This is a genomic window from Kitasatospora sp. NPDC051705 (assembly GCF_044453265.1).
Lineage (GTDB): Bacteria > Actinomycetota > Actinomycetes > Streptomycetales > Streptomycetaceae > Kitasatospora.
In genome coordinates this window covers 141221-162545 of sequence record NZ_JBITCO010000014.1, presented here as the reverse complement: position 1 = coordinate 162545, position 21325 = coordinate 141221, and the positions used below count along the sequence as shown (strand labels likewise).

At 73.3% G+C, this 21325-nt stretch carries 22 protein-coding genes and 2 tRNA genes; 6 read left to right on the top strand and 18 right to left on the bottom strand.

Translation table 11 applies throughout. The annotated features are described in order from the left end of the window. Positions 1 to 71 precede the first annotated feature (71 nt). The 7 genes from pdxT to pgsA form a co-directional block, all read right to left on the bottom strand. Positions 72 to 689, bottom strand: a complete 618-nt coding sequence (gene pdxT, locus ACIA8Q_RS19965) for a pyridoxal 5'-phosphate synthase glutaminase subunit PdxT (RefSeq protein ID WP_360208872.1) — start codon at positions 687 to 689, stop codon at positions 72 to 74. A gap of 96 nt (positions 690 to 785) precedes the next feature. Further along, positions 786 to 1697, bottom strand: a complete 912-nt coding sequence (gene pdxS, locus ACIA8Q_RS19960; protein WP_063346811.1) for a pyridoxal 5'-phosphate synthase lyase subunit PdxS — start codon at positions 1695 to 1697, stop codon at positions 786 to 788. Between the two features lie 128 nt (positions 1698 to 1825). Further along, on the bottom strand, positions 1826 to 2371 hold the full coding sequence (locus ACIA8Q_RS19955) for a hypothetical protein (protein ID WP_360208869.1): 546 nt from the start codon (positions 2369 to 2371) through the stop codon (positions 1826 to 1828). Positions 2372 to 2436: 65 nt separating this feature from the next. Further along, positions 2437 to 2802: an isomerase gene (locus tag ACIA8Q_RS19950; RefSeq protein ID WP_360208866.1), complete on the bottom strand. Its 366-nt coding sequence runs from the start codon at positions 2800 to 2802 to the stop codon at positions 2437 to 2439. A gap of 90 nt (positions 2803 to 2892) precedes the next feature. Further along, positions 2893 to 4077: a glycosyltransferase family 4 protein gene (locus tag ACIA8Q_RS19945; RefSeq protein ID WP_360208863.1), complete on the bottom strand. Its 1185-nt coding sequence runs from the start codon at positions 4075 to 4077 to the stop codon at positions 2893 to 2895. Between the two features lie 73 nt (positions 4078 to 4150). Beyond that, on the bottom strand, positions 4151 to 5137 hold the full coding sequence (locus ACIA8Q_RS19940) for a phosphatidylinositol mannoside acyltransferase (protein ID WP_360208860.1): 987 nt from the start codon (positions 5135 to 5137) through the stop codon (positions 4151 to 4153). Between the two features lie 16 nt (positions 5138 to 5153). Continuing rightward, positions 5154 to 5801 carry a phosphatidylinositol phosphate synthase gene (gene pgsA / locus ACIA8Q_RS19935; RefSeq protein ID WP_360208858.1) on the bottom strand — a complete coding sequence of 216 codons (648 nt, stop codon included), beginning with the start codon at positions 5799 to 5801 and terminating at the stop codon, positions 5154 to 5156. A 243-nt stretch (positions 5802 to 6044) separates the two neighbouring features. Here pgsA and ACIA8Q_RS19930 point away from each other — a divergent pair, with 243 nt between their 5' ends. Next, positions 6045 to 8093, top strand: coding sequence for an elongation factor G-like protein EF-G2 (locus tag ACIA8Q_RS19930; RefSeq protein ID WP_360208856.1), 2049 nt, complete (start codon positions 6045 to 6047; stop codon positions 8091 to 8093). On the opposite strand, the gene ACIA8Q_RS19925 is transcribed toward ACIA8Q_RS19930, so the two are convergent. Beyond that, complete coding sequence (locus ACIA8Q_RS19925; RefSeq protein WP_360208946.1) at positions 8081 to 8509, bottom strand: DUF393 domain-containing protein; 429 nt, start codon at positions 8507 to 8509, stop codon at positions 8081 to 8083. The genes ACIA8Q_RS19930 and ACIA8Q_RS19925 overlap by 13 nt on opposite strands. A 205-nt stretch (positions 8510 to 8714) precedes the next feature. On the opposite strand from ACIA8Q_RS19925, the gene ACIA8Q_RS19920 reads away from it, so the two are divergent. Further along, on the top strand, positions 8715 to 10355 hold the full coding sequence (locus tag ACIA8Q_RS19920) for a hypothetical protein (RefSeq protein ID WP_360208854.1): 1641 nt from the start codon (positions 8715 to 8717) through the stop codon (positions 10353 to 10355). Between the two features lie 111 nt (positions 10356 to 10466). Here ACIA8Q_RS19920 and ACIA8Q_RS19915 read toward each other — a convergent pair whose 3' ends face one another. The 4 genes from ACIA8Q_RS19915 to ACIA8Q_RS19900 all read right to left on the bottom strand — a co-directional run bounded on the left by ACIA8Q_RS19915 (position 10467) and on the right by ACIA8Q_RS19900 (position 14938). Then, complete coding sequence (locus tag ACIA8Q_RS19915) at positions 10467 to 11027, bottom strand: HIT domain-containing protein (protein WP_360208851.1); 561 nt, start codon at positions 11025 to 11027, stop codon at positions 10467 to 10469. A gap of 81 nt (positions 11028 to 11108) precedes the next feature. Continuing rightward, positions 11109 to 13088, bottom strand: coding sequence for a threonine--tRNA ligase (gene thrS / locus ACIA8Q_RS19910; RefSeq protein ID WP_360208848.1), 1980 nt, complete (start codon positions 13086 to 13088; stop codon positions 11109 to 11111). 87 nt (positions 13089 to 13175) lie between these two features. Continuing rightward, entirely contained in the window at positions 13176 to 14351 is a 1176-nt protein-coding gene (locus ACIA8Q_RS19905) for a hypothetical protein (protein ID WP_360208846.1), read from the bottom strand. A 32-nt stretch (positions 14352 to 14383) separates the two neighbouring features. Beyond that, positions 14384 to 14938 carry a DUF4365 domain-containing protein gene (locus ACIA8Q_RS19900; RefSeq protein ID WP_360208844.1) on the bottom strand — a complete coding sequence of 185 codons (555 nt, stop codon included), beginning with the start codon at positions 14936 to 14938 and terminating at the stop codon, positions 14384 to 14386. A 149-nt stretch (positions 14939 to 15087) separates the two neighbouring features. On the opposite strand from ACIA8Q_RS19900, the gene ACIA8Q_RS19895 reads away from it, so the two are divergent. Continuing rightward, complete coding sequence (locus tag ACIA8Q_RS19895) at positions 15088 to 15855, top strand: exonuclease domain-containing protein (protein WP_360208841.1); 768 nt, start codon at positions 15088 to 15090, stop codon at positions 15853 to 15855. Positions 15856 to 15917: 62 nt separating this feature from the next. On the opposite strand, the gene ACIA8Q_RS19890 is transcribed toward ACIA8Q_RS19895, so the two are convergent. The 3 genes from ACIA8Q_RS19890 to ACIA8Q_RS19880 all read right to left on the bottom strand — a co-directional run bounded on the left by ACIA8Q_RS19890 (position 15918) and on the right by ACIA8Q_RS19880 (position 16821). Continuing rightward, positions 15918 to 15989: transfer RNA gene (locus ACIA8Q_RS19890), tRNA-Val, on the bottom strand. 211 nt (positions 15990 to 16200) lie between these two features. Continuing rightward, positions 16201 to 16272, bottom strand: a tRNA-Val gene (locus tag ACIA8Q_RS19885). A 78-nt stretch (positions 16273 to 16350) separates the two neighbouring features. Next, positions 16351 to 16821 carry a TIGR02611 family protein gene (locus ACIA8Q_RS19880; protein WP_360208838.1) on the bottom strand — a complete coding sequence of 157 codons (471 nt, stop codon included), beginning with the start codon at positions 16819 to 16821 and terminating at the stop codon, positions 16351 to 16353. Between the two features lie 194 nt (positions 16822 to 17015). Between ACIA8Q_RS19880 and ACIA8Q_RS19875 the strand changes: the two genes are divergently transcribed. After that, a complete protein-coding gene (locus tag ACIA8Q_RS19875; protein ID WP_030056266.1) occupies positions 17016 to 17429 on the top strand; it encodes an SsgA family sporulation/cell division regulator in 414 nt (137 codons plus the stop codon). Between the two features lie 387 nt (positions 17430 to 17816). Beyond that, positions 17817 to 18386 carry a CGNR zinc finger domain-containing protein gene (locus ACIA8Q_RS19870; RefSeq protein ID WP_360208835.1) on the top strand — a complete coding sequence of 190 codons (570 nt, stop codon included), beginning with the start codon at positions 17817 to 17819 and terminating at the stop codon, positions 18384 to 18386. A 32-nt stretch (positions 18387 to 18418) separates the two neighbouring features. Here the strand turns inward: ACIA8Q_RS19870 and ACIA8Q_RS19865 are convergent, their stop codons facing one another. Continuing rightward, positions 18419 to 18880 carry a hypothetical protein gene (locus ACIA8Q_RS19865; RefSeq protein WP_360208833.1) on the bottom strand — a complete coding sequence of 154 codons (462 nt, stop codon included), beginning with the start codon at positions 18878 to 18880 and terminating at the stop codon, positions 18419 to 18421. Between the two features lie 110 nt (positions 18881 to 18990). Here ACIA8Q_RS19865 and ACIA8Q_RS19860 point away from each other — a divergent pair, with 110 nt between their 5' ends. Then, positions 18991 to 19491, top strand: a complete 501-nt coding sequence (locus ACIA8Q_RS19860) for a DsbA family protein (protein ID WP_360208831.1) — start codon at positions 18991 to 18993, stop codon at positions 19489 to 19491. 12 nt (positions 19492 to 19503) lie between these two features. On the opposite strand, the gene ACIA8Q_RS19855 is transcribed toward ACIA8Q_RS19860, so the two are convergent. Both ACIA8Q_RS19855 and ACIA8Q_RS19850 read right to left on the bottom strand, forming a co-directional pair. Beyond that, complete coding sequence (locus ACIA8Q_RS19855; RefSeq protein WP_360208828.1) at positions 19504 to 20346, bottom strand: GNAT family N-acetyltransferase; 843 nt, start codon at positions 20344 to 20346, stop codon at positions 19504 to 19506. A 144-nt stretch (positions 20347 to 20490) separates the two neighbouring features. Beyond that, a complete protein-coding gene (locus ACIA8Q_RS19850; RefSeq protein ID WP_360208825.1) occupies positions 20491 to 21321 on the bottom strand; it encodes an aminodeoxychorismate lyase in 831 nt (276 codons plus the stop codon). Between the last annotated feature and the right edge of the window lie 4 nt (positions 21322 to 21325).

Below are 21325 nucleotides of genomic sequence, written 5' to 3'. Positions count from 1 at the left end.
CCTTTACGTCGCCAAATGGAAATGAAACAGATGAGATCTTACCGGTGTCGCAACGGGTGGTAGGAACCCCGTCACTTCGCGGCGAGGTGCTCCTCGACCATGGCGACGAAATAGGCGTGCACGCGGTGGTCGCCGGTGAGCTCCGGGTGGAACGAGGTGGCCAGCAGGTTGCCCTGGCGCACCGCCACGATCCTGCTGTCCGGGCCGTCCGCGGCGGGCAGCTCGGCGAGCACCTCGACGCCGGCCCCGACGGCCTCGACCCAGGGGGCGCGGATGAAGACGCCGTGCACCGGCGCGTCCGCCATGCCCTTGAAGGCGATCCCGGACTCGAAGGACTCGTTCTGCCGGCCGAAGGCGTTGCGGCGCACCGTCATGTCGATGCCGCCGACGGTCTCCTGGTCGTCCCGGCCGTCGAGGATCTTGTCGGCCAGCATGATCATGCCCGCGCAGGTGCCGTACACCGGCATCCCGGCGGCCACCCGCTCGCGCAGCGGGTCCATCACGCCGAACAGCAGCGCCAGCTTGGACATGGTGGTGGACTCCCCGCCGGGGATCACCAGCGCGTCGACCTCGGCCAGCTCCTCGGCACGGCGCACCGGACGGGCCAGCGCGTCGGCCTCGGCCAGCGCGACCAGGTGCTCGCGGACGTCGCCCTGCAGGGCGAGGACGCCGATGACTGGAGTGCTCACGGTCTTCAACCTCGTTCGATCGATCTACGGAAGTACGTGGCGCGGCCCGCCGCGGCGCCTCGGCGCGCGGCGGGCCGGCTCAGGAGTACGGGCGGACTACCAGCCGCGGTTGGCGTAGCGCTCGGTCTCCGGCAGGGTGTCGCAGTTGATGCCGACCATGGCCTCGCCCAGGTTGCGCGAGGCGTCCGCGATGATCTTCGGGTCGTCGAAGAAGGTGGTGGCCTTCACGATGGCGGCGGCACGCTTGGCCGGGTCGCCCGACTTGAAGATGCCGGAGCCGACGAAGACGCCCTCGGCGCCCAGCTGGCGCATCAGCGCGGCGTCGGCCGGGGTGGCCACGCCACCGGCGGAGAACAGCACGACCGGCAGCTTGCCGAGCTCGGCGACCTCCTTGACCAGCTCGTACGGGGCGCGCAGCTCCTTGGCGGCGGCGTACAGCTCGTTGTTGTCGAAGCCGCGCAGCTTGGCGATCTCGTTCTTGATCTGGCGCAGGTGGCGGACGGCCTCGACGACGTTGCCGGTGCCGGCCTCGCCCTTGGAGCGGATCATGGCCGCACCCTCGGCGATGCGGCGCAGGGCCTCGCCCAGGTTGGTGGCGCCACAGACGAAGGGGGTGGTGAAGGCCCACTTGTCGGAGTGGTTGACCTCGTCGGCCGGGGTCAGCACCTCGGACTCGTCGATGTAGTCGACACCCAGCGACTGGAGGACCTGGGCCTCGACGAAGTGGCCGATCCGCGACTTGGCCATCACCGGGATGGAGACGGCCTCGATGATCTCCTCGATCATGTTCGGGTCGGACATGCGGGCCACGCCGCCGTCCTTGCGGATGTCGGCGGGAACCCGCTCCAGGGCCATGACGGCCACCGCTCCGGCGTCCTCGGCGATCTTGGCCTGCTCGGCGTTGACCACGTCCATGATCACACCGCCCTTGAGCTGCTCGGCCATGCCGCGCTTCACCCGGGCGGTGCCGATCTGCGGCTGGTCTGCGGTGGTGGGGGTGGTGGACACGTGAGACCTCACTCGAAGATGAACCAGTGCTATCGCCCTATGGTAGGCGGAACAAGGGGCCCAACCATGCGCCACCAAGTCCAGCCCGGACGACGGGATGCGACAAACGGGCCGTATCCGAGCACAGCCTAGGCGGGCGCTCCCTCGGGCGTGAGAGCGGGCGGCGGGGCGTCGTCCATCTCGAAGGCCATCGGGAACGGCGCCTTTCCGGCCAACCGGAAGTACCGCACCAATCGGTGCTCGCGCACCGCCCGGGCCGCCCGCACCGCGTCGTTGTGGAACCGCCTGGCCATCGGCACCCGGCGCACCGCCGCCGTCAGGTCCCGCACCGCGTCCTCGCCACCCGGCTCGGCCACCAGCGCCGCCACCTGCTCGGGCTCCTCCAGCACCGCCCGCAGCGCCAGGCTCAGCTGGCTCTCCGCCACCTCGCGCTGCTCGTCCTCGGCCTGCCGGGCCGCGTGGGCCGCGTCCAGCAGCAGCAGCGAGGCCGCCGGGTCCAGCAGCGAGGAGGTCGCCAGCTCCATCGCCACCGAGGCCCGGCGGACCAGCTGCGCGTCCAGCGCCGCGCGCGCGGCGTCGATCCTGGCGTGCAGCCGGTCCAGCCGGCCGGCCGTCCAACTCAGGTACATGCCGAACAGCACCACGGCCACGCCGGCCCAGATCCAGGTAGTCACGGGGCGCAACGCTACCCGGTGTCACCGGCCCGACGTGCTCGCAGCGGCCGGGCCGGTGCCATGCCCTACCCGCCGAGGGCGGCGCTGCGGTAGGACTCCCGGTCGATGTCCGAGACGTTCACCGCGGTGTGCAGCCGCACCCCCGGCTCGGGCCGGACGTGCTCGGCCAGCAGCGCCAGCACGCCCTCGCTGAGCGCCGCCTTCGCCTCCGGCGTCCGGCCCGGGAAGATCTGGAACTCGACGTACACCTGCGCCGCCGGCTCCTCGCCGTCCCCCACCACGAAGTCCTCGTCGCAGCGGAACAGCGTCTTGCAGGCGCCCGGGGTCGCGTCGATCGTCTTCACCGCGAGCCGGTTGATCGCCACGCCCAGCGCCCTGCGGTCGAAGGAGCCGGCCAGGCCCGGCGAGTAGTCCACGGAGATCTGCGGCATCGGAATTCCCCCATGCGTCGACACCAGTACGGACCACCGACCCTAACCCGGCCCGGCCGCCGCCCCGCAGGGTCCCCCCGCCGACGCGGATCAGTCGCGCGCCAGCCCGAACCGGCCGCGCCGGCCGCTGCGCACGTCCTCCTCGACCACCGCCGCGGCCCCCGCCGTCACCGTCTCGTACACCGCCAGGATGTCGGCGCCGACCGTCGACCAGTCGAACCGCCGCACGTGCCGCGAGGCCGCCTTCCGCAGCTCCTCCAGCCGCCCCGGGTCGCCCAGCAGGCGCAGCGCCGACCGGGCCAGCGCGTCCGCGTCCTCCACCGGGAACAGCTCGCCGGCGTCGCCGCCGTCCAGCACCTGCTTGAACGCGTCCAGGTCGCTGGCCAGCACCGGGGCGCCCGCCGACATCGCCTCGACCAGGATGATCCCGAAGCTCTCGCCCCCGGTGTTCGGCGCCACGTACAGGTCCACGCTGCGCAGCAGCCGGGCCTTGTCCCGGTCGCTGACCATGCCGAGGAACTCCACCTGCGCACGGACCTCGGGCGCCAGGCCCGCGACGGCCTCCTCCTCGTCGCCCTTGCCCGCCACCAGCAGCCGCACCCCCGGCCGCTCCGCCAGGATCCTCGGCAGCGCGGCCAGCAGCGTCGGCAGGCCCTTACGCGGCTCGTTGATCCGGCCGATGAAGCCGATCGTGCCCGGCTCGCCGTCCGCCGCGCCGCCGGTCCAGCGCTTGTCCGGCTCGGCCTCGGCGAAGAAGCCGACGTCCACGCCGTTCGGGATCACCACCGCGTCGCCGCCCAGGTGCTCCACCAGCGTCCGCCGGGCGTACTCCGACACCGCGATCCGGGCCCGCATCTTCTCCAGGCCCGGCTGCAGGATCGGCGAGGCCGCGATCATCGCCCGCGAACGCGGGTTCGAGGTGTGGAACGTCCCCACCATCGGCCCGGAGGCCGACCACGCGGCCAGCATCGACAGGCTGGGCGAGGCCGGCTCGTGGACGTGCAGGATGTCGAACCGCCCGTCGTGCAGCCACCGCCGCACCCGCGCCGCGGACAGGATGCCGAAGCTCAGCCGCGCCACCGAGCCGTTGTACGGCACCGCCACCGCCCGCCCGGCCGAGACCACGTACGGCGGCAGGGCCTCGTCGTCCTCGGCCGGCGCCAGCACCGACACCTCGTGGCCCAGGCCGATCAGGTGCTCGGCGAGATCCCGGATGTGGAACTGCACCCCGCCGGGGACGTCCCAGTCGTACGGGCAGACGATGCCGATCTTCACGGGTTCCTCATGCTCCTTCGGGTACTCCTGCGGGCACTCCTGTTGACCGGGGCCAGGACCCGGTCGGCCGGGATCAGGACCCGGAGGCCTCGGCCGCGGGCTCGCCGGCCTGCTCCGGCCCGGCCTCCCGGGCCCGCTCGGGGCGCGGCCCGGCCGCCTCCCCCACCGTCTCACGGACCGGGAGGTCGGCCAGCCAGAAGCGCTGCAGCATGTGCCAGTCCTCCGGGTGCTCGCCGATCCCCCGCTCCCACACGTCCGCCAGCGCCTGGGTCATCGCCCGGGTCCGCTCCTTGCGGTCCTCCCCCGGCGGCACCGGCACCTCGGGGTGGATCCGTGCCCGCATCACCGGGCCCTCGTACCAGAGCGTCACCGGCAGCAGCGCCGCCCCGGTCCGCTGGCACAGCGCCGCCGGACCGGCCGGCATCCTGGTCGCCTCCCCAAAGAAGGACACCTCCAGGCCCGCCTCCGAGAGGTCGCGGTCCCCCACCAGGCAGACCAGCCGCCCCTCGCGCAGCCGCCGCGCCAGCGTGCCGATCACGTTCACCCCGCCGCCGGTCAGGGCCAGGACCTCCATGCCCTGGCCCTCCCGGAACGCCACGAACCGGTCGAACAGCCGCTCCGGCTTCAACCGCTCCGCGACCGTCGTGAACGGGAAGCCCTGCTGGGCCACCCAGGTGCCCGCGAGGTCCCAGTTGCCCATGTGCGGCAGCGCTATCACCGCGCCCCGCCCGGACTCCATCGCCTCCCGCAGGTGCTCCGTGCCGTCCACCCGTACGTCGCGGGCCACCCGCTCGCGGCTCCACACCGGCAGCCGGAACGACTCCATCCAGTACCGCAGGTACGAGCGCATCCCGGCCCGGGACAGCTCCCGCACCCCCGCCTCGTCCAGCCCCGGACGGACCCGGCGCAGGTTGGCCTCCAGCTGGAGCACCCGCTTGCCGCGCTTGCGCCAGGCGTAGTCCGCCAGGCCGTCGAAGAGGCCCCGCGCCGCCCGCTCCGGCAGGTGCTTGAGCACCGCCCAGCCCAGCGCGTACGCCCAGTACACCAGTCGGTCCGTCACCGCAGGACGCCCCCCATCAGCTCCCGGCCGCCGCTCGGTCGGCCTCGAACGCCTCCCGGCGCACGGTCAGCATCCGCTGGAACACCGTCACCAGACTGCCCGCCGCGACCAGCCACAGCGCCACCGGCAGCAGCCACTCCACGTACGGCACCCCGAACGTGTGCAGCCCCGAGACCCCGGCCGCCACCAGGCTGATCACCAGCCGCTCCGCCCGCTCCACCAGCCCCGACACGTCGCACGGCAGGCCCTGGCTCTCCGCCCTCGCCTTGGTGTACGACACCACCAGACCGCTCGCCAGGCAGAAGATCGCCACCGCGCACAGCAGGTCGTTGTCGCCCTTGCCCGCGTACCACATCGCCAGGCCGCCGAAGATCGCGGCGTCCGCGACCCGGTCCAGCGTGGAGTCCAGGAACGCCCCCCACTTGCTGGTCCGGCCCAGCTGGCGGGCCATGTTCCCGTCCACCAGGTCCGAGAAGATGAACAGCGTGATCGTGATGGTGCCCCAGAAGAACTCCCCGCGCGGGAAGAACACCAGCGCACCGGCCACCGAACCGGCGGTACCGATCAGCGTCACGGCGTCCGGGCTCACGCCCAGCCGGATCAGGAACGCGGCGAACGGGGTCAGGACACGTGTGAAGAAGGCACGCGCGTATTTGTTGAGCATGGCCTTCCCGACCGCTCCGATCTCCCTGGTACCCGCCTGGCGCAGTTCGCGCGGCAGACGACCGGACGGATCAGCCCGGCCGGCGCACCCATCGTAGCCAGGCCGGGGAGCCGCTCCGTCGCACCCACCGCCCCGCGACACACCCGTCCCGCCCCGCACCCGCCCGTCGTACGACACGCGCCGCCCCGACACCCGCCCCTAGACTTTCGAAGGACACCCCCGGCGCTACGGGAGGAGACCCCGATGCCCGACCGCAGCACGGCACGAGCCGCTCAGGCGCCCGCCGTCACCGGCCCCCGGGACCTGCGCAACGTCGTCCTGATCGGCTCCAGCGGTGTGGGCAAGACCACCCTCGCCGAATCCCTGGCGCTCGCCGCCGGCGCCACCGGCCGGGCCGGCCGGGTCACCGACGGCACCACCGTGTCCGACCACGAGGACATCGAGCACCACCAGCAGCGCTCCGTCCAGCTCTCGCTGCTCCCGCTCGAGTGGAAGGGCGTCAAGATCAACCTGATCGACCCGCCCGGCCACCCCGACTTCACCGCCGACCTGCGCGCCGCGCTGCACGCCGCCGACGCCGCCGTCTTCGTCGTCTCCGCCACCGACCCGGTCACCGCCCCCACCCGCGCCCGCTGGCGCGAGTGCGCCGCCGAGGGCATCCCGCGCGCCATCGCCGTCGCCAAGCTCGACCTCGCCCACACCGGCTTCGACGACATCCTCACCGCCTGCCACGACGCCTTCGACCTGGGCCCGGACACCCTGCGCCCGCTCTTCCTGCCCGTCCTCCACGACGGCCACCCCGACGGCAGCGTCGACCTCCTCACCGGCGACACCTACGGCCGGGCGGCCCCGCTGCCCGACACCGGCCCCGCCCACGACAGCCTCGTCGAGGCCATCTCCGGCCAGGACGACACCCTGATGGAGCGCTACCTGGCCGGCGACGCCCTCGACACCGAGGCGCTCGAAGCCGGCCTGCGCCGCGAAGTCCTCGACTGCGTCCTCCACCCCGCCGTCCCCACCAGCGACAACGGCCTCGGCGCCGCCGAGCTCCTCGACCTGATCGTCCACACCTTCCCCGACCCCACCGAACGCACCCGCCCCGCCCCCGACTGCGACCCGGACGCCCCGCTCGCCGCCCAGGTCGTCCGCGTCACCGGCGACGCCTACGTCGGCCGGATCAGCCTGCTGCGCCTGTACGCCGGCACCCTGCGGCCCGACACCCGGATCCACCTCACCGGCCCCGCGCACACCGCCGACCAGAACGGCGACGAGCGCGTCACCGGCCTCACCAGCCCGTTCGGCAAGCTCCAGCGGCCCGTCCCGCACGCCGTCGCGGGCGACCTGGTCTGCGCCGCCAAACTCACCACCGCCCGCGCCGGCGACACCGTCCACGACCCCGGCCACCCCGTCGACCTCGACGGCTGGACGCTGCCCGAGCCGCTGCTCCCGATCGCCGTCGAGGCCCACAGCAAGGCCGACGACGACAAGCTCTCCCAGGCCCTCGCCCGCCTCACCGCCGAGGACCCGGCCCTGCGCCTCGAACAGAACCCGGACACCCACCAGCTCGTCCTCTGGTGCACCGGCGAGGCCCACGTCGACGTCGTGCTCGACCGGCTGCGCAGCCGGCACGGCGTCCACGTCGACACCGTGGAGCCGAAGGTCGCCCTGCGCGAGACCTTCGGCACCGCCGCCGCCGGCCACGGCCGGCTCGTCAAGCAGTCCGGCGGCCACGGCCAGTACGCCATCTGCGACCTGGAGGTCGAGCCGCTCCCGGCCGGCTCCGGCTTCGAGTTCCGGGAACGGGTCGTCGGCGGCGCCGTCCCCAAGCACTTCATCCCCTCCGTCGAGAAGGGCCTGCGCGCCCAGCTCGCCAAGGGCGTCGCCACCGGGCACCCGCTCGTCGACGTCCGGGTCACCCTCACCGACGGGAAGGCGCACTCCGTCGACTCCTCCGACGCGTCCTTCCAGAACGCCGCCGCCCTGGCCCTGCGCGACGCGGCCGAGCACGCCGTCATCCGGCTGCTCGAACCCGTCGCCGCCGTCACCGTGATGCTGCCCGACGACTACCTCGGCGCCGTCCTCGGCGACCTCGCCGCCCGCCGCGGCCGCGTCCTCGGCACCGAGACCGGCGGCCCGGGCCTGACCCTGCTGCGCGCCGAGGTCCCGGAGCTCGAACTCGTCCGCTACCCCGTCGACCTGCGCTCACTCACCCACGGCACCGCCGAGTTCTCCCGCGCCTACCTGCGCCACGAACCCATGCCGACCGCCGTGGCCGCCCGCTACACCGACTGAACGCCGCCCGGCCGGTGCGGCAGCGCGCACGCCGCCGTGCCGCCGGGCATCCGGTGGCGGTTGCGCGACACCCAGCGGTAGGCGAGCCCCGCCACCGGCCGCACCGGCGCCAGCGTCAGCACCGCGCCCAGGAAGGCCCAGGCACCGCCGGTGCGCAGCAGCAGCCGGGCCACCGCCTGCGCTCCCCCGTACACCCGGCCCGTCGGCGTCAGCCAGAGCACCTCGCGCTCCGCGCGCTCCGCGGTCAGCTCGCCGCGCCCGCCGGCCCGCGCGTCCAGCGCGGGCAGGTCCGCGAACTGGAACGGCACCGCCTCCCAGCCGCCCGAGGCCAGGGTCTGGCGCAGGTAGCGCTCCCCCCACCGCACGCAGGACGAGCAGAACGAGCAGTCCCCGTCGAACACCAGCACCGGGTCCATCGGGTGGGCCCCCTTCCTCGCGGTCACCACCATCCTGCCCCACCCCCACACGCCCCCGCCGCCCGGGTATCGACCCGCCCGAAGCTGGGCATCATGCCCCTCGGGCCGGGTGCGGCCGGATCGTGACGGCACTTCAGACGATCATGAGCGCGGCGGCACCACGGCACGGTAACCTGCCGCTGACAAGGGGAGGAGGGTCGCCACCGTGACCACACTCGACATGACCCCGGGTGCGCAGATACCCCGGACGGACGCCGGGCCGCAGACCGGAGTCACCCAGGCGCTCTCCTCGGTCGCGTACCGCGACGGCAAGATCGAGGACTTCGTCGGCAAGGTCACCGCCGCGACCCACAAGAAGCCCCGGTTCAAGCTCTTCGAGGCCAATCTCGGCGAGGCGTTCAGCGCCGCCGTGATCGCCCGCACGGTGGGCGCCGGGCGCAAGCCGATCGTGCCCTCGTTCGGCACCGACACCCGCCAGATCGTCGAACACTGCCTCGCCGCCCAGGAGTTGCGCGCCGCGCGGGACCGCAGGCTGACGGTGGTCACGCTGCTCTTCGGCCTGCTCGCACTGCCCGGCACCCTGCTCTGGGTCGGCGCGTTCTACCTGCGGATCTACCTCATGAAGGGGAAGGCCCTCCAGGACGAGCTCTACGGCAGCCTCGCCCTGCTGGCCGCGGCCGTGGTGTCCGTGCTGGTGCTGGTCAAGCCGCCCGTCCAGGGCCCGCTCGGCGTCTACCTGCGGATCGCCATGGTCCCGCCGATCATCGGCTGGATCCTCGCCCGGCGCATCGTGCTGCAGTCCACCAAGGACCTCCGCGCGCGCTGGCAGGCCCTGGTCGAGGGCAACGCCGTCGCCGCCAGCGTCGCCAAGGCCGTCCCCCGCGACGACCTCGACAAGAAGGCCGTCGACCTGCGCGACCGGCTCGCCCGGATGGACGGCGAGCAGGAGACCAACATCCAGCACTACGCCGGGCCCAAGGGCATCCTCGGCATCGGCCGGCGCTGGGGCGAGTGGCGCCTGGTCGACGTGATGCGCCCCGCCGAGGGCCACTCCGACTTCCGCGCCTTCCACCCCTGGGACCTCGTCCGGAAGATCTCCTCGCACCTCAAGGGGCTCGCCGTCAGCGAGGTCGCCAACAGCGGGATGACCAACATCACGGTCAAGCAGTGGGCGGTCATGGAGATCGGCGAGAACGCCGACGAGATCTCCCGCCCCGGCAACGCCGACATGGACGGCGACCGGATGCGCGACTTCGCCCTGCAGACCATCGCCGACAAGCAGACCTTCGCCGGCGGCGGCCCCCGGCACTACCTGGCCACCCAGTTCATCACCTTCGACGGCAAGCTGATCATCACCTTCACCATCACGGTGACCCTGCTCGCCAACACCCTCACGGTCACCGTCGCCGGCTACGCGCTCGGCCCGGTCAACGGCGTCTTCGGCGACAAGCCGGCGCCCAAGGAGAAGACCGTCCAGAAGACCGGCAAGTTCTGGGAGGAGCGCACCGTCCAGCTCCCCCTGATCGACAACGACGAGGTGGTGCGCCAGGCCCTGCGCGCGCCCTTCACCCGGGCCCCCGGGCTGCTCGCCTGGCTCGGCGGCGGCATGGGCTTGCCCGAGCCGTTCGGCTTCCGGCACGCCTGGGCCAGCCCGCCGTGGGGCAGCCGCTTCATGACGGACAACGCGCTCAACGCCTCCGTCCCGGTGCTCGGCGCGGTGCACGCCGCCACGCTGGAGTTCCTGGAGGAGCACGACCTGGACACCGAGCGCTTCAAGAACCGCGCCTCGATCATCAAGTCCGAGGCGCAGGGCACCCGCCCGTACAGGGTCGACCAGTTCGAGTAGGCCGCGCAGGCGCCCGTACGACCGACAACACGGAGGGACCCGCCACCGGATCGACGGTGGCGGGCCCCTTCCGGCGTTCCGGCCGGCCGGGCCGGTCGCGGAACGCCGCGGTCAGTCCTGCGGCCAGGCCTCGGCCAGCATCTTGCGGGTGTCCGCCAGCAGCTGCGGCAGCACCTTGGTGTGGCCGACCACCGGCATGAAGTTGGTGTCGCCGCCCCAGCGCGGCACCACGTGCTGGTGCAGGTGCGCGGCGATCCCGGCCCCCGCCGCCGCGCCCTGGTTCATCCCGATGTTGAACCCGTGCGCGCCCGAGGCGGCCCGCAGCGCGGTCATCGCCCGCTTGGTGAAGTCGGCCAGCTCGGCCGTCTCCGCCTCGTCCAGGTCGGTGTAGTCCGCCACGTGCCGGTACGGGACGACCATCAAGTGGCCGCCGTTGTACGGGTACAGGTTCAGCACCGCGAAGACGGCGCTCCCCCGGGCGATGACCAGGCCGTCCTCGTCGCTCAGCGAGGGGATCGAGCAGAACGGGCAACCGTCGTCCGGAGCCGGGCCGGTGGGCTTGTTCTCACCCTGGATGTACGCCATCCGATGGGGGGTCCACAGGCGGCGGAAGCCGTCCGGCTCACCGACGCCCCGCTGCAGTTCCGGCTCAGTCGTCATGCTGATCAGCATATTCGCCCGGCGGTGCTTGCAAAGCCGCGCGGGGCAGACTCGTCGAGAGCCTGCCCCGCGCGTGACGGTCGTGCCAGCGGATCACACCTGGATCCGGCTCCGCACCGCCTCGACGATCTCCTGCACCGCGTCCGCCACCGGGACGCCGTTCTTCTGCTCGCCGTTGCGGTAGCGGAAGGACACCGCGCCCGCCTCGACGTCGTCGTTACCGGCGATGAGCATGAACGGGACCTTGCTCTTCTGGGCGTTGCGGATCTTCTTCTGCATGCGGTCGTCGGAGGTGTCCACCTCGACCCGGACCCCGTGCTTCTTCAGCTCCGCCGCGACGTCGAGCAGGTACGGCACGTGCTCGTCGGTGATCGGGATGCCGGTGACGGTGACCGGGGCCAGCCACGGCGGCATGGCGCCGGCGTAGTGCTCCAGCAGCACCGCGAAGAAGCGCTCGATCGAACCGAAGAGGGCGCGGTGGATCATGACCGGCCGCTGGCGCGAGCCGTCCGCCCCGGTGTACTCGAGGTCGAACCGCTCCGGCAGGTTGAAGTCGAGCTGGATGGTCGACATCTGCCAGGTGCGGCCGATGGCGTCGCGCGCCTGCACCGAGATCTTCGGGCCGTAGAAGGCCGCGCCGCCCGGGTCCGGGACCAGCGGCAGGCCCTGCTTCTCGGCCACGCTCGCCAGGACGGCGGTGGCCTCCTCCCAGGCCTCGTCGCTGCCGACGAACTTCTCCGGGTCCTTGGTCGACAGCTCCAGGTAGAAGTCGGTCAGACCGTAGTCGCGGAGCAGGTTGAGCACGAAGGTCAGCGTGGAGTCGAGCTCCTCGGCCATCTGCTCGCGAGTGCAGTAGATGTGCGCGTCGTCCTGCGTGAAGCCGCGGGCGCGGGTCAGGCCGTGCACCACGCCGGACTTCTCGTAGCGGTACACCGTCCCGAACTCGAAGAGGCGCAGCGGCAGTTCACGGTACGAGCGGCCGCGCGCGTCGAAGATCAGGTTGTGCATCGGGCAGTTCATCGGCTTGAGGTAGTAGTCCACGCCCTCGTCGAGCTGCATGGGCGGGTACATACCGTCCGCGTACCAGTCGAGGTGGCCGCTCTTCTCGAAGAGCTTCCCCTTGGTGGCGTGCGGGGTGTAGACGAACTCGTAGCCCTCCTCCTCGTGCCGCTTGCGCGAGTAGTCCTCCATGGCCCGGCGGATGACGCCGCCCTTGGGGTGGAAGACCGCGAGGCCGGAGCCGATCTCCTCCGGGATGGAGAAGAGATCGAGCTCGTTGCCGAGCTTGCGGTGGTCGCGCTTCTCCGCCTCGACGAGGAAGTCCAGGTGGGCCTTCAGCTCGTCCTTGCTCGGCCACGCGGTGCCGTAGATGCGCTGCAGCATCGGGTTCTTCTCGCTGCCGCGCCAGTAGGCGGCCGCGTTGCGCATCAGCTTGAACGCCGGGATGTGCCGGGTGCTGGGCAGGTGCGGGCCGCGGCAGAGGTCGCCCCAGCACTGCTCGCCGGTCTTGGCGTCCAGGTTGTCGTAGATGGTGAGCTCGCCGGCGCCCACCTCGACGTCGGCGCCCTCGCCGGCGGTGGCGGCGGAGCCCTTGAGGCCGATCAGCTCCAGCTTGAACGGCTCGGCGGCCAGCTCCTCGCGGGCGGACTCGTCGGTGACCACGCGGCGGGAGAACCTCTGCCCGCGCTTGATGATCTCCTGCATCTTCTTCTCGATGGCCTTGAGGTCATCGGGGTGGAAGGGCTTCTCGACGTCGAAGTCGTAGTAGAAGCCGTCCTTCACCGGCGGGCCGATGCCGAGCTTGGCCTCCGGGAAGAGCTGCTGCACGGCCTGGGCCATGACGTGCGCGGTGGAGTGGCGCAGGATGTCGAGGCCGTCCTTGCTGCCGATCTCGACCGGCTCGACCTCCTCGCCGTCCTGCAGGACGTACGCGAGGTCCTTGAGCTGGCCGCCGACGCGGGCGGCGATGATCGAGCGGTCGTCGGCGAAGAGCTCGGCGGCCGTGGTGCCCGTCGTCACCACGCGCTCTTCCCGATCGGGTTCGCGGCTGATGATTACCCGGACGTCCGTCACCGGTCTCTCCTGACGTGCTGGATTCAGAGGACGCAACACTGCGCTGCGCGTGACGATGGTACCGAGAGCGTCACCCCCGCCGCGCACCTACGCCCCCTCTCCCCCTTCGCCCGGGCCCTCCCCCCGCCCGTCCCCGAGGGACTTCAGCAGCCGCTCGCGCTCGGCGTCCTCCCAGCCGCAGGGTTCCAGGCCGTGCGGCCGGGTCAGCCGGCGGAAGGCGCCGTGCCGTTCGAGCCGGCCGGAGACCCGGACCGGCAGGCCCGCGAGGTGGGCCTCGGCGGCGATCCGGTAGTCCGGGTCGGGCAGGCGGAGCTTGAGCTCGCGGACCTCCGCGCCGCCGAGGACGCGCAGCCGCACCGCGCCCGGCCCCGTCGGGCCGGCGCGCTTGAGCCGGACGACCACGCCGACGACGGTGACCGCCACCGCGGGCTCGATCCGCTCCAGCAGGTCGGCCGCCTCGGCGAGGGCGGGCAGGTCGCCGGGCGAGAACTCGAGGACGATCCGGCGGTCGCCGAACCCGCCCGGCGTCCCGGCGGCGGCCGACCAGGCGACCGCGAGCCGGGCCGCCGTCGTGCCGCGGACCAGCTCCTCGACGGACTGCACCAGCTCCCGGCTGACCCCGGCCCCGACGGCGTTCTCGAAGACGTCGGACCCGCCGCTGACCCGCCGGTAGTCGACGGCGTCGCGCAGCGCCTCCAGGGCCCGCACCAGCGTGGTGACGGCGGCCCGGCCCTCGGGGGCGGGGGTGTGGGCGGTCAGGTCGGTGCCCTGTTCGACGACCAGGACCCGGTCCAGGAAGTCCGCGGCGTGGTCGTCCAGCCGCGCCCCGAAGTAGGCGGCCGTGCTCCGGGCGGCCTTGGCGCCGGCGGCGAGCATCGCCCGGGCGGCGCCCCGCAGCCGCTCGGCCTCCGCCCAGGGGGCGGCCCCGGCCGGTCCGGGCAGTTCACGGTGCCAGCGCAGCTCGTCGCCGGGCACCGCGAGGGCCCGGAGGACGGCTCGGGCGGAGGGGGTGGCGGACCGGGACAGCGCGGTGACGGCGTCGGCGAGGAGGTCGACGGCGTCGTCGAAGCCGTCCCCGGCGGGGACGAGCAGGCTGGTGCCGGGCTCGTCCTCCGGGGGCGTCCAGCGTCCGTAGCGCGCGGCGGGGCCGCCCCGCCGGACCCAGCCGTGCCGGGCCAGCAGGGTGGCGAGCACCGCCGGGTCGACGGCGGCCGGGTCGGGCAGGGCCGGGGCCGGGCCGTCCGGTGCGTGCGGCGGTGTCATGGATGCTGCTCCTCGCTGCCGGGGCCCGGCCGTCACGGGCTCTCACCCGCGCCGACCCGGGCCATGATGTCGCAGAGCGCGCGGTCGTCGAAGACCCTTCCGGTGGGCACCCGCACGTTGGTGCGCCGCTGCCCGGTGACCGGGTGGCCGGCCAGGTTGACCCAGTAGCAGCAGTGCCGCAGCTCCAGGGCGTCCGGGCGGGCCCGCAGCCAGTGGTCGACCCGGCGCGGCAGCAGCATCACGACCAGGATGCGCGGCACCGCGACCCGTGCCCGGGCCAGCTTGCGCAGGTGGTCGTTGTCCAGGGTGAAGCTGAAGAACGGCCCGGGCGGCCCGGGCGCGATCTGCTGGGTGGCCTTGAGCTGGATCTTGACGGTGACCTCGTCGTCCACCTCGTGCTCCCGGGAGCCGTGGCTGACCTGCCAGTCGATGCCGTTGTCCGGGAACGGCTGGGAGAGCGAGCAGCCGGCCGCGGCGGCGACCGCGTGCAGGTAGCCGACCTGCAGCGTCTCCATGCAGGCGGTGACCGCGAGGTTCCCCCGCAGGACGGCCGCCGCCCCGTCGGGCTGCGGCTGCGTCAGTGCCATCTCCCCGTGGCCTCCCCCGGCTCCGGGCCCGTCCGGAACCGAACGGGACGTCCCCCCGGAGGATCCCCGGTCCGCCCTGCGCCAAACGGTTGAAAGGGCGTCAGGAGCGGGTATCACCGGGGTGCGGAACGCTCGCCTGAGGGGCAGTCATGCAGCAGCACTGGTACACCGGCCCGCTCGCCTCCTTCGACACCGAGACCACCGGCGTGGACGTCGAGTCCGACCGCATCGTCTCGGCCGCCCTGGTCGTCCAGTGCGCCCCCGGCGCGGACGTCCGGACCACCACCTGGCTCGCCGATCCGGGCGTGCCCATCCCGGACGGCGCCCGGGCGGTGCACGGCATATCCGACGAACAGGTCCGCGCGCACGGGCGGCCGGTCGGCGTGGTGGTGGCGGAGGTCACCCGCGCACTGGCGGCCCAGGCCCGGGCCGGCGTCCCGGTGGTGGTGATGAACGCCCCGTACGACCTGACGCTGCTGGACCGGGAGCTGCGCCGCCACCACGGCCTGACGCTGACCGGCGGGCTGGGCGCGGCCGGGCTGGTGGTGCTGGACCCCCGGGTGCTGGACAAGCACGTGGACCGCTACCGCAAGGGCCGGCGGACGCTGACCGACCTGTGCGCGCACTACGGCGTGGAGCTGGCCGGGGCGCACGACGCGGCGGCGGACGCGACGGCCGCGCTGGCGCTGACCCGGCGGATCGGGTTCCGTTACCCGGCGGCGCTGGGCGGGCTGACCGCGGCGGAGCTGCACCTGCGGCAGGCGATCTGGCACGCGGCGCAGGCGCGGGGCCTGCAGAGCTGGTTCGACCGGTCGGGGACGCCGGAGCGGGTGGACCTCTCCTGGCCGCTGCGCCCGGCCCGGTGCGGCTGCGGCCGCCGGCTGGAGCCCGGGCACGGCTGCGAGGCGGCGGCGTAACCGGGCCCGGACGCGCCGCAGGCCCTGACCGGTTTCCTGGTCAGGGCCTGCGTGCTGTCCGGTGGGCGATACTGGGATCGAACCAGTGACCCCTTCGGTGTGAACGAAGTGCTCTCCCGCTGAGCTAATCGCCCGGGCAACGAGAAGAACTGTAGCACCATTTGGCGGTCGTCGTACAACTCGCGCCCTCCGGGTGACGCTGGCGCACCGGCAGAACTCGCGCTCCGCGCGGAAGATGACTGATCCTCAGTCGCATTCCCACCGGCCACCGTTCGGGGATTCCGGAAATACACGTGAGGCCCAGCCGATAATCGGCTGGGCCTCACGTATCACTATGCATTCCGGTGGGCGATACTGGGATCGAACCAGTGACCCCTTCGGTGTGAACGAAGTGCTCTCCCGCTGAGCTAATCGCCCGGGTGCAGGGAAAACATTACCGCATCCCCGGGGGTGCTCCGAACACCCCTGCTGCGGCCTCCCCCGCCCCCGGGCCGGTCAGCCGCCCCCGCTCCAGGGGAGCGCCAGCCCGTACCGGGCGAGGTACCAGCCGCCGGCCCCCGCGAGCACGGCGAGGCCGACGGCGGTGACGGTGAGGTTGCGGCGGCGCACCCGCGGGTCCATGGCCCGGTGGGCCGCCTCGGTGACCTTGCGGCGGGTCCAGCGCAGCACCGACCGGGCCCAGCCGAACTCGGTGGCCCAGATCCCCATGCCCAGGAAGATCACCACCCAGCCGGGGCCGGGCAGCGGCAGCATGACCACGCCGAGCACGACCACGGCGAGGCCGGCCGTGAAGACCCCCACCCGCCAGGCCTGGTGCAGCGCGCGCGAACGGCGGACGAACGCCGGGGCCCGGGAGCCGGCCGCCCGGCCGCCGTCGGCACCGGCACCGGCACCGGCCGGTCCGTCCGACGGATCCGGTTCACCCGTTCCCGTGTTCCCGGCCGTCTTGTCGTTTCGCACAGTCATGCCAGGAAAGTAACCGAGAAGCGCCCGGTAATGCGGGCCCCGGCCGCTCCGCCGCGATTCCGCAATGCGCCGTAAGGGGTACGACTCGCGCCCGAATCGGGACAGAGGGGTTTACATCGGTCTTGGGGGTGGGATGGTCCGTTCGCCGACGTGCGATTCCCCGAGCGCACACTGAGCGAAAGGCCATGGCGCTTATGAACACCACGGTCAGCTGCGAGCTGCACCTGCGCCTCATCGTGTCCAGCGAGTCCTCACTGCCCGTCCCCGCGGGCCTGCGCTACGACACCGCCGACCCCTACGCCGTGCACGCCACGTTCCACACGGGCGCCGACGAGACCGTGGAGTGGGTGTTCGCCCGAGATCTCCTTGCGGAGGGGCTGCACCGACCCACCGGTACCGGCGACGTCCGGGTGTGGCCGTCCCGCAGCCACGGGCAAGGGGTGGTCTGCATCGCGCTGAGCTCTCCGGAAGGAGAAGCCCTGCTGGAGGCCCCGGCCCGCGCGCTTGAGTCGTTCCTCAAGCGGACGGACGCCGCGGTGCCCCCCGGCACCGAACACCGTCACTTCGACCTCGACCGGGAGCTGTCCCACATCCTCGCCGAAAGCTGACCCACCCGGAGGCGGTCACGCCCCGCTGTCGGCGGGGTCGTACCCCCTGCCGTCACCGCAGCCGTCCTACTCGGGGGCACGGCAGCAGACTCAGCCGCGCACGACGCGGTCTCGGGGCCGGTGACCGGCCCGCTCCCACCGGAGCGGACAGTGACACCGCAGGCGCCCGGCACCGGAGCCGGCCATCCGTACGGGTGGCCGGCCTCGCTGCCGGGCGCCGTCGGTTCCACCGGCCCGCGGGCCGCCGGCCGCCCGGTTTGCGACGCTCTGACGAGATCCGTACACGCCTTCGAAAGAACGCGCCGCCCTTCTGCCGCAAGGCCCGGTATGGTCTGGGGTAACCGTGGACGCGGGGTACCGGAGCCCCCTGCGCGAGGAGCCCCCAACGTGCTGATCACCCATGACACCGAGTGCGCGCTGAGCATCCTCGTCGAGCTGCTCAACACCGCGCCCGAGGTCTGCGGGACCGAGCGCCTGCCCGACGTGGCCGCGCTCGACGCCTTCGTGGTCGGCCAGGCGATCAGCGAGATCGACTCGCTGACCGACGACGACCTGAGCAAGGTGCACGAGCTCCGCACCCGCCTGCGCGAGGTGTTCGGGACGGAGTCCACCGCCGAGGCCGCCGAGCTGGTCAACGGGATCGTCGCGGCCGCCGGCACGACGCCGCGGCTCACCAACCACGACCACCACGGCTGGCACATCCACTACTTCGCGCCGCACGCCGCGCTCGGCGACCACCTGGCCGCCGAGCTGGGCATGGCGCTGGCCTTCATCCTCATGGCGGGCGAGCGGGAGCGGCTGCGCCGGTGCGAGGCGCCGGACTGCGCCCGGGTCTTCGTCGACCTCTCCCGCAACCGCTCCCGGCGCTACTGCGACAGCCGCACCTGCGGCAACCGGCTGCACGTCGCCGCCTACCGGGCGCGGCAGCGGTCGGCGGAGGCCGTTCCCTCCGCCTGAGCCGCCGCGCCGCAGGCGCCCGGCGCCGGAGGTCAGATGCCGCGCTTGCGGAGGATCTCCTCGATGTCGGCGAAATCGCCGAGCCCGTCGTCGCGCTTGCCCGCCGCCGGCCGCTTCGGTGCGGCCGGGGCCACCGCGGGGCGCTCCGCCGCCGGGCCGGCCGCGGCCGGACGCGCCGGTGCGGCCACCTGCTCCGCGTCCGCCGCGCCCCGGCGGCCCAGCCAGCGGGTCGCGACCAGCAGGGCGGCGGAGACGCCGAGCAGCACGATGCCCGTCCAGACCCGGGGGTCGAAGACCAGCCTGGTCGCCCAGTCGGCGAACTCGTCACCGATCGTCCGGGCCACCGGGAACAGGCCCGTCAGGTAGAGCCCGGCGGGCAGCAGGGCCACCGCGAACCAGCGGGTCGCGGACAGGTAGCGCCGCCGGTAGGCCCGCAGACCGGCCACGGCCACCCCGCCGGCGGTGAGCACGAAGCTGACCGCCGCCGTCAGCACCGGCCCGCCCCTTCGAGTCCGGTCGTCCTGGTCATCACTGCCTCCCTGTCGGCCTGCACCGGGGCGCACCGTCGGCCGGAGCGGGCGCCCACTAGTGGAACACTGGGGGGATGATCGATGGTTCCCTCCCCCGCCTCGAGTTCTGGTGCGACCTCCAGTGCCCGGACTGCCGCACCGCGCTGGACGACGTACGGGCGCTGCGCGCCGCGTACGGCGACGCGCTGCGCATCGAGGTCCGGCACTTCCCGCTCGAGAAGCACAAGCACGCCTACGCGGCCGCGGAGGCCGCCGAGGAGGCGTTCGCGCAGGGGCTGGGGTGGCCGTTCGTGGAGGCGCTGCTGGCCCGGGTCGAGGACCTGGACGCACGCGGTCAGCAGGTGCTGCTGGAGGTCGCCCGGGAGGTCGGGGCCGACGTCGAGGAGGTCGACACCGCGCTGATCGACGGCCGGCACATGCTGACCGTCGACGCCGACCAGGCCGAGGGCCGGGCGATCGGGATCACCGGCACGCCCACCTACGTCATCGGCCGGGAGCGGCTGGACGGCGGGCAGAGCCAGGACGGCCTGCGGGCCCGGATCGAGGCCGTCCTCGAGGCGGCGAAGGCCTCCTGACGCCACGTCCGGTCACAGCGGCTTTCCGTAGAGGCGGTTGGTGACCCGGTAGCCGAGCGAGGCGTAGAGCCCGATGGCGACCTCGTTGTCGGCGAAGACGTTGAGCCCCAGGTCGCGCACCCCGGCGGCCAGGCACTCGCGTTCGGCCAGCAGCATCAGCGTTCGGCCGTGTCCCCGGCCCCGGTGGGCCGGGGACACCTCGACGACCATCACCCAGGCGAGCGGCGCGCCGTCGGGGAGGTCGCGCAGGTGGAGGTCCAGCCAGAGCGAGCCGAGCGGCTCCTCCGTGCCGTCCGCGCACAGCCGGCGCAGCGCGACGCCCGGGCTGTCGGCGCCCTGCGGGAGCTGGCGCAGGTGGTCCAGCTCCGACTTCGCGCGGGCCTGCTCCTCGCTCAGCCCGGAGTCGACCAGGGACCGCACGTAGTGCCGGGCGGACCGGTCGAGCCACGCCGGGAACTCGGCCTGCCCGATCCGGCGGGCGGTGGCGCCGGGCGGGAGGGCCGGGGCCGCCGTCAGCCGCTTCGCCAGGTTCCTGGTCCGCTCGGTGTAGCCGAGGGTGACGGCCAGCTCCCTGGCGATCCGCGCCGGCTCGGGGACGTTGGCGTCCAGCCGGGTGCAGCCCCAGCTGCGCAGCACCTCCTCCGCGGCCAGCGCGCCGAACGTTCCGCGGCCCCGGCCGCGCCCTTCTCTGACCTCCAACTCCGATATCTCACCCCAGAGTTGGGAGCCGTGCGGGACGGCAGTGGTGCGCAGCGCGCCGACCGGGCGGCCGTTGGCGCAGATCTGCCAGCGCCTGGTGCGGCCGCCGGCGGCAGTGGGTGTCTCGGGACCCTCGGGACGCAGCGTCGTGGTCATGTGGTGGTCCCTTCCCCGTGCCCGGATCCCTCTACCCCGGATCCCTCCACCCCGGTGGCCGGACCGCGTCGGCGGTGCGGCCACCGGGTCCGTCGCCGGGCCGGAGTCACGGGCCGGGGCCGGGGCCCGAGTCACGCGCCGGGGTCACGGGTCGAGGTCGTCCCCGCTGCGCTCGGCGAAGACGGCCATCGCCTTGGCGGTGACGGGGCCGACGCCCGGCAGTTCACGGTCGTCGACGCGGGTCACGGCCTGGACGTCGCGGGTGGTGGAGGTCAGGAAGACCTCCTCGGCGTCCTGGAGCGCGCTCAGCGGCAGGTCGGCCTCCTCGGCGCCGCACCAGTCGACCACCAGTCGGCGGGTGATGCCGGCCAGGCAGCCCGACTCGAGCGGCGGGGTGAGCAGCCGGCCGCCGATGACCACGAAGACGTTCGAGCCGGTGCCCTCGCAGAGCCGGCCGGCGGTGTTGGCGAAGAGGGCCTCGGAGGCACCGACGCGGTGGGCGGCCGCCAGGGCGACCACGTTCTCGGCGTAGGAGGTGGTCTTGAGGCCGGCGACGGCGCTGTGCTCGTTGCGGCGCCACGGGACGACGGCCACGGCCGTCTCGTCCGGGCGGCGGTCGATCGCGCCGAGGGCGACGACCAGGGTGGGGCCGGTGGTGCCGCGCTCGGAGCCCAGCGGGGCGTTGCCACCGGTGTAGGTGATCCGCAGCCGGCCCAGCGGGACCGGGTTGGCGGCCAGGACCTGCGCGCAGGCATCGCGGACCAGGTCGCGGTCCGGGTCGGCCAGGCCGAGTCCGCGGGCGGAGCGGGTGAGCCGGTCGAGGTGGCGGGTGACCGCGAAGGCCCGTCCGTCGACGGCCTTCATGGTCTCGAAGACCCCGTCGCCGGTGGTGAGTCCGTGGTCGAGGACCGAGACGGCGGCGTCGGCGGAGTCGACGAGCGTCCCGTTGACCCAGCTCGTGGTGGGGTTCTGCATGGAG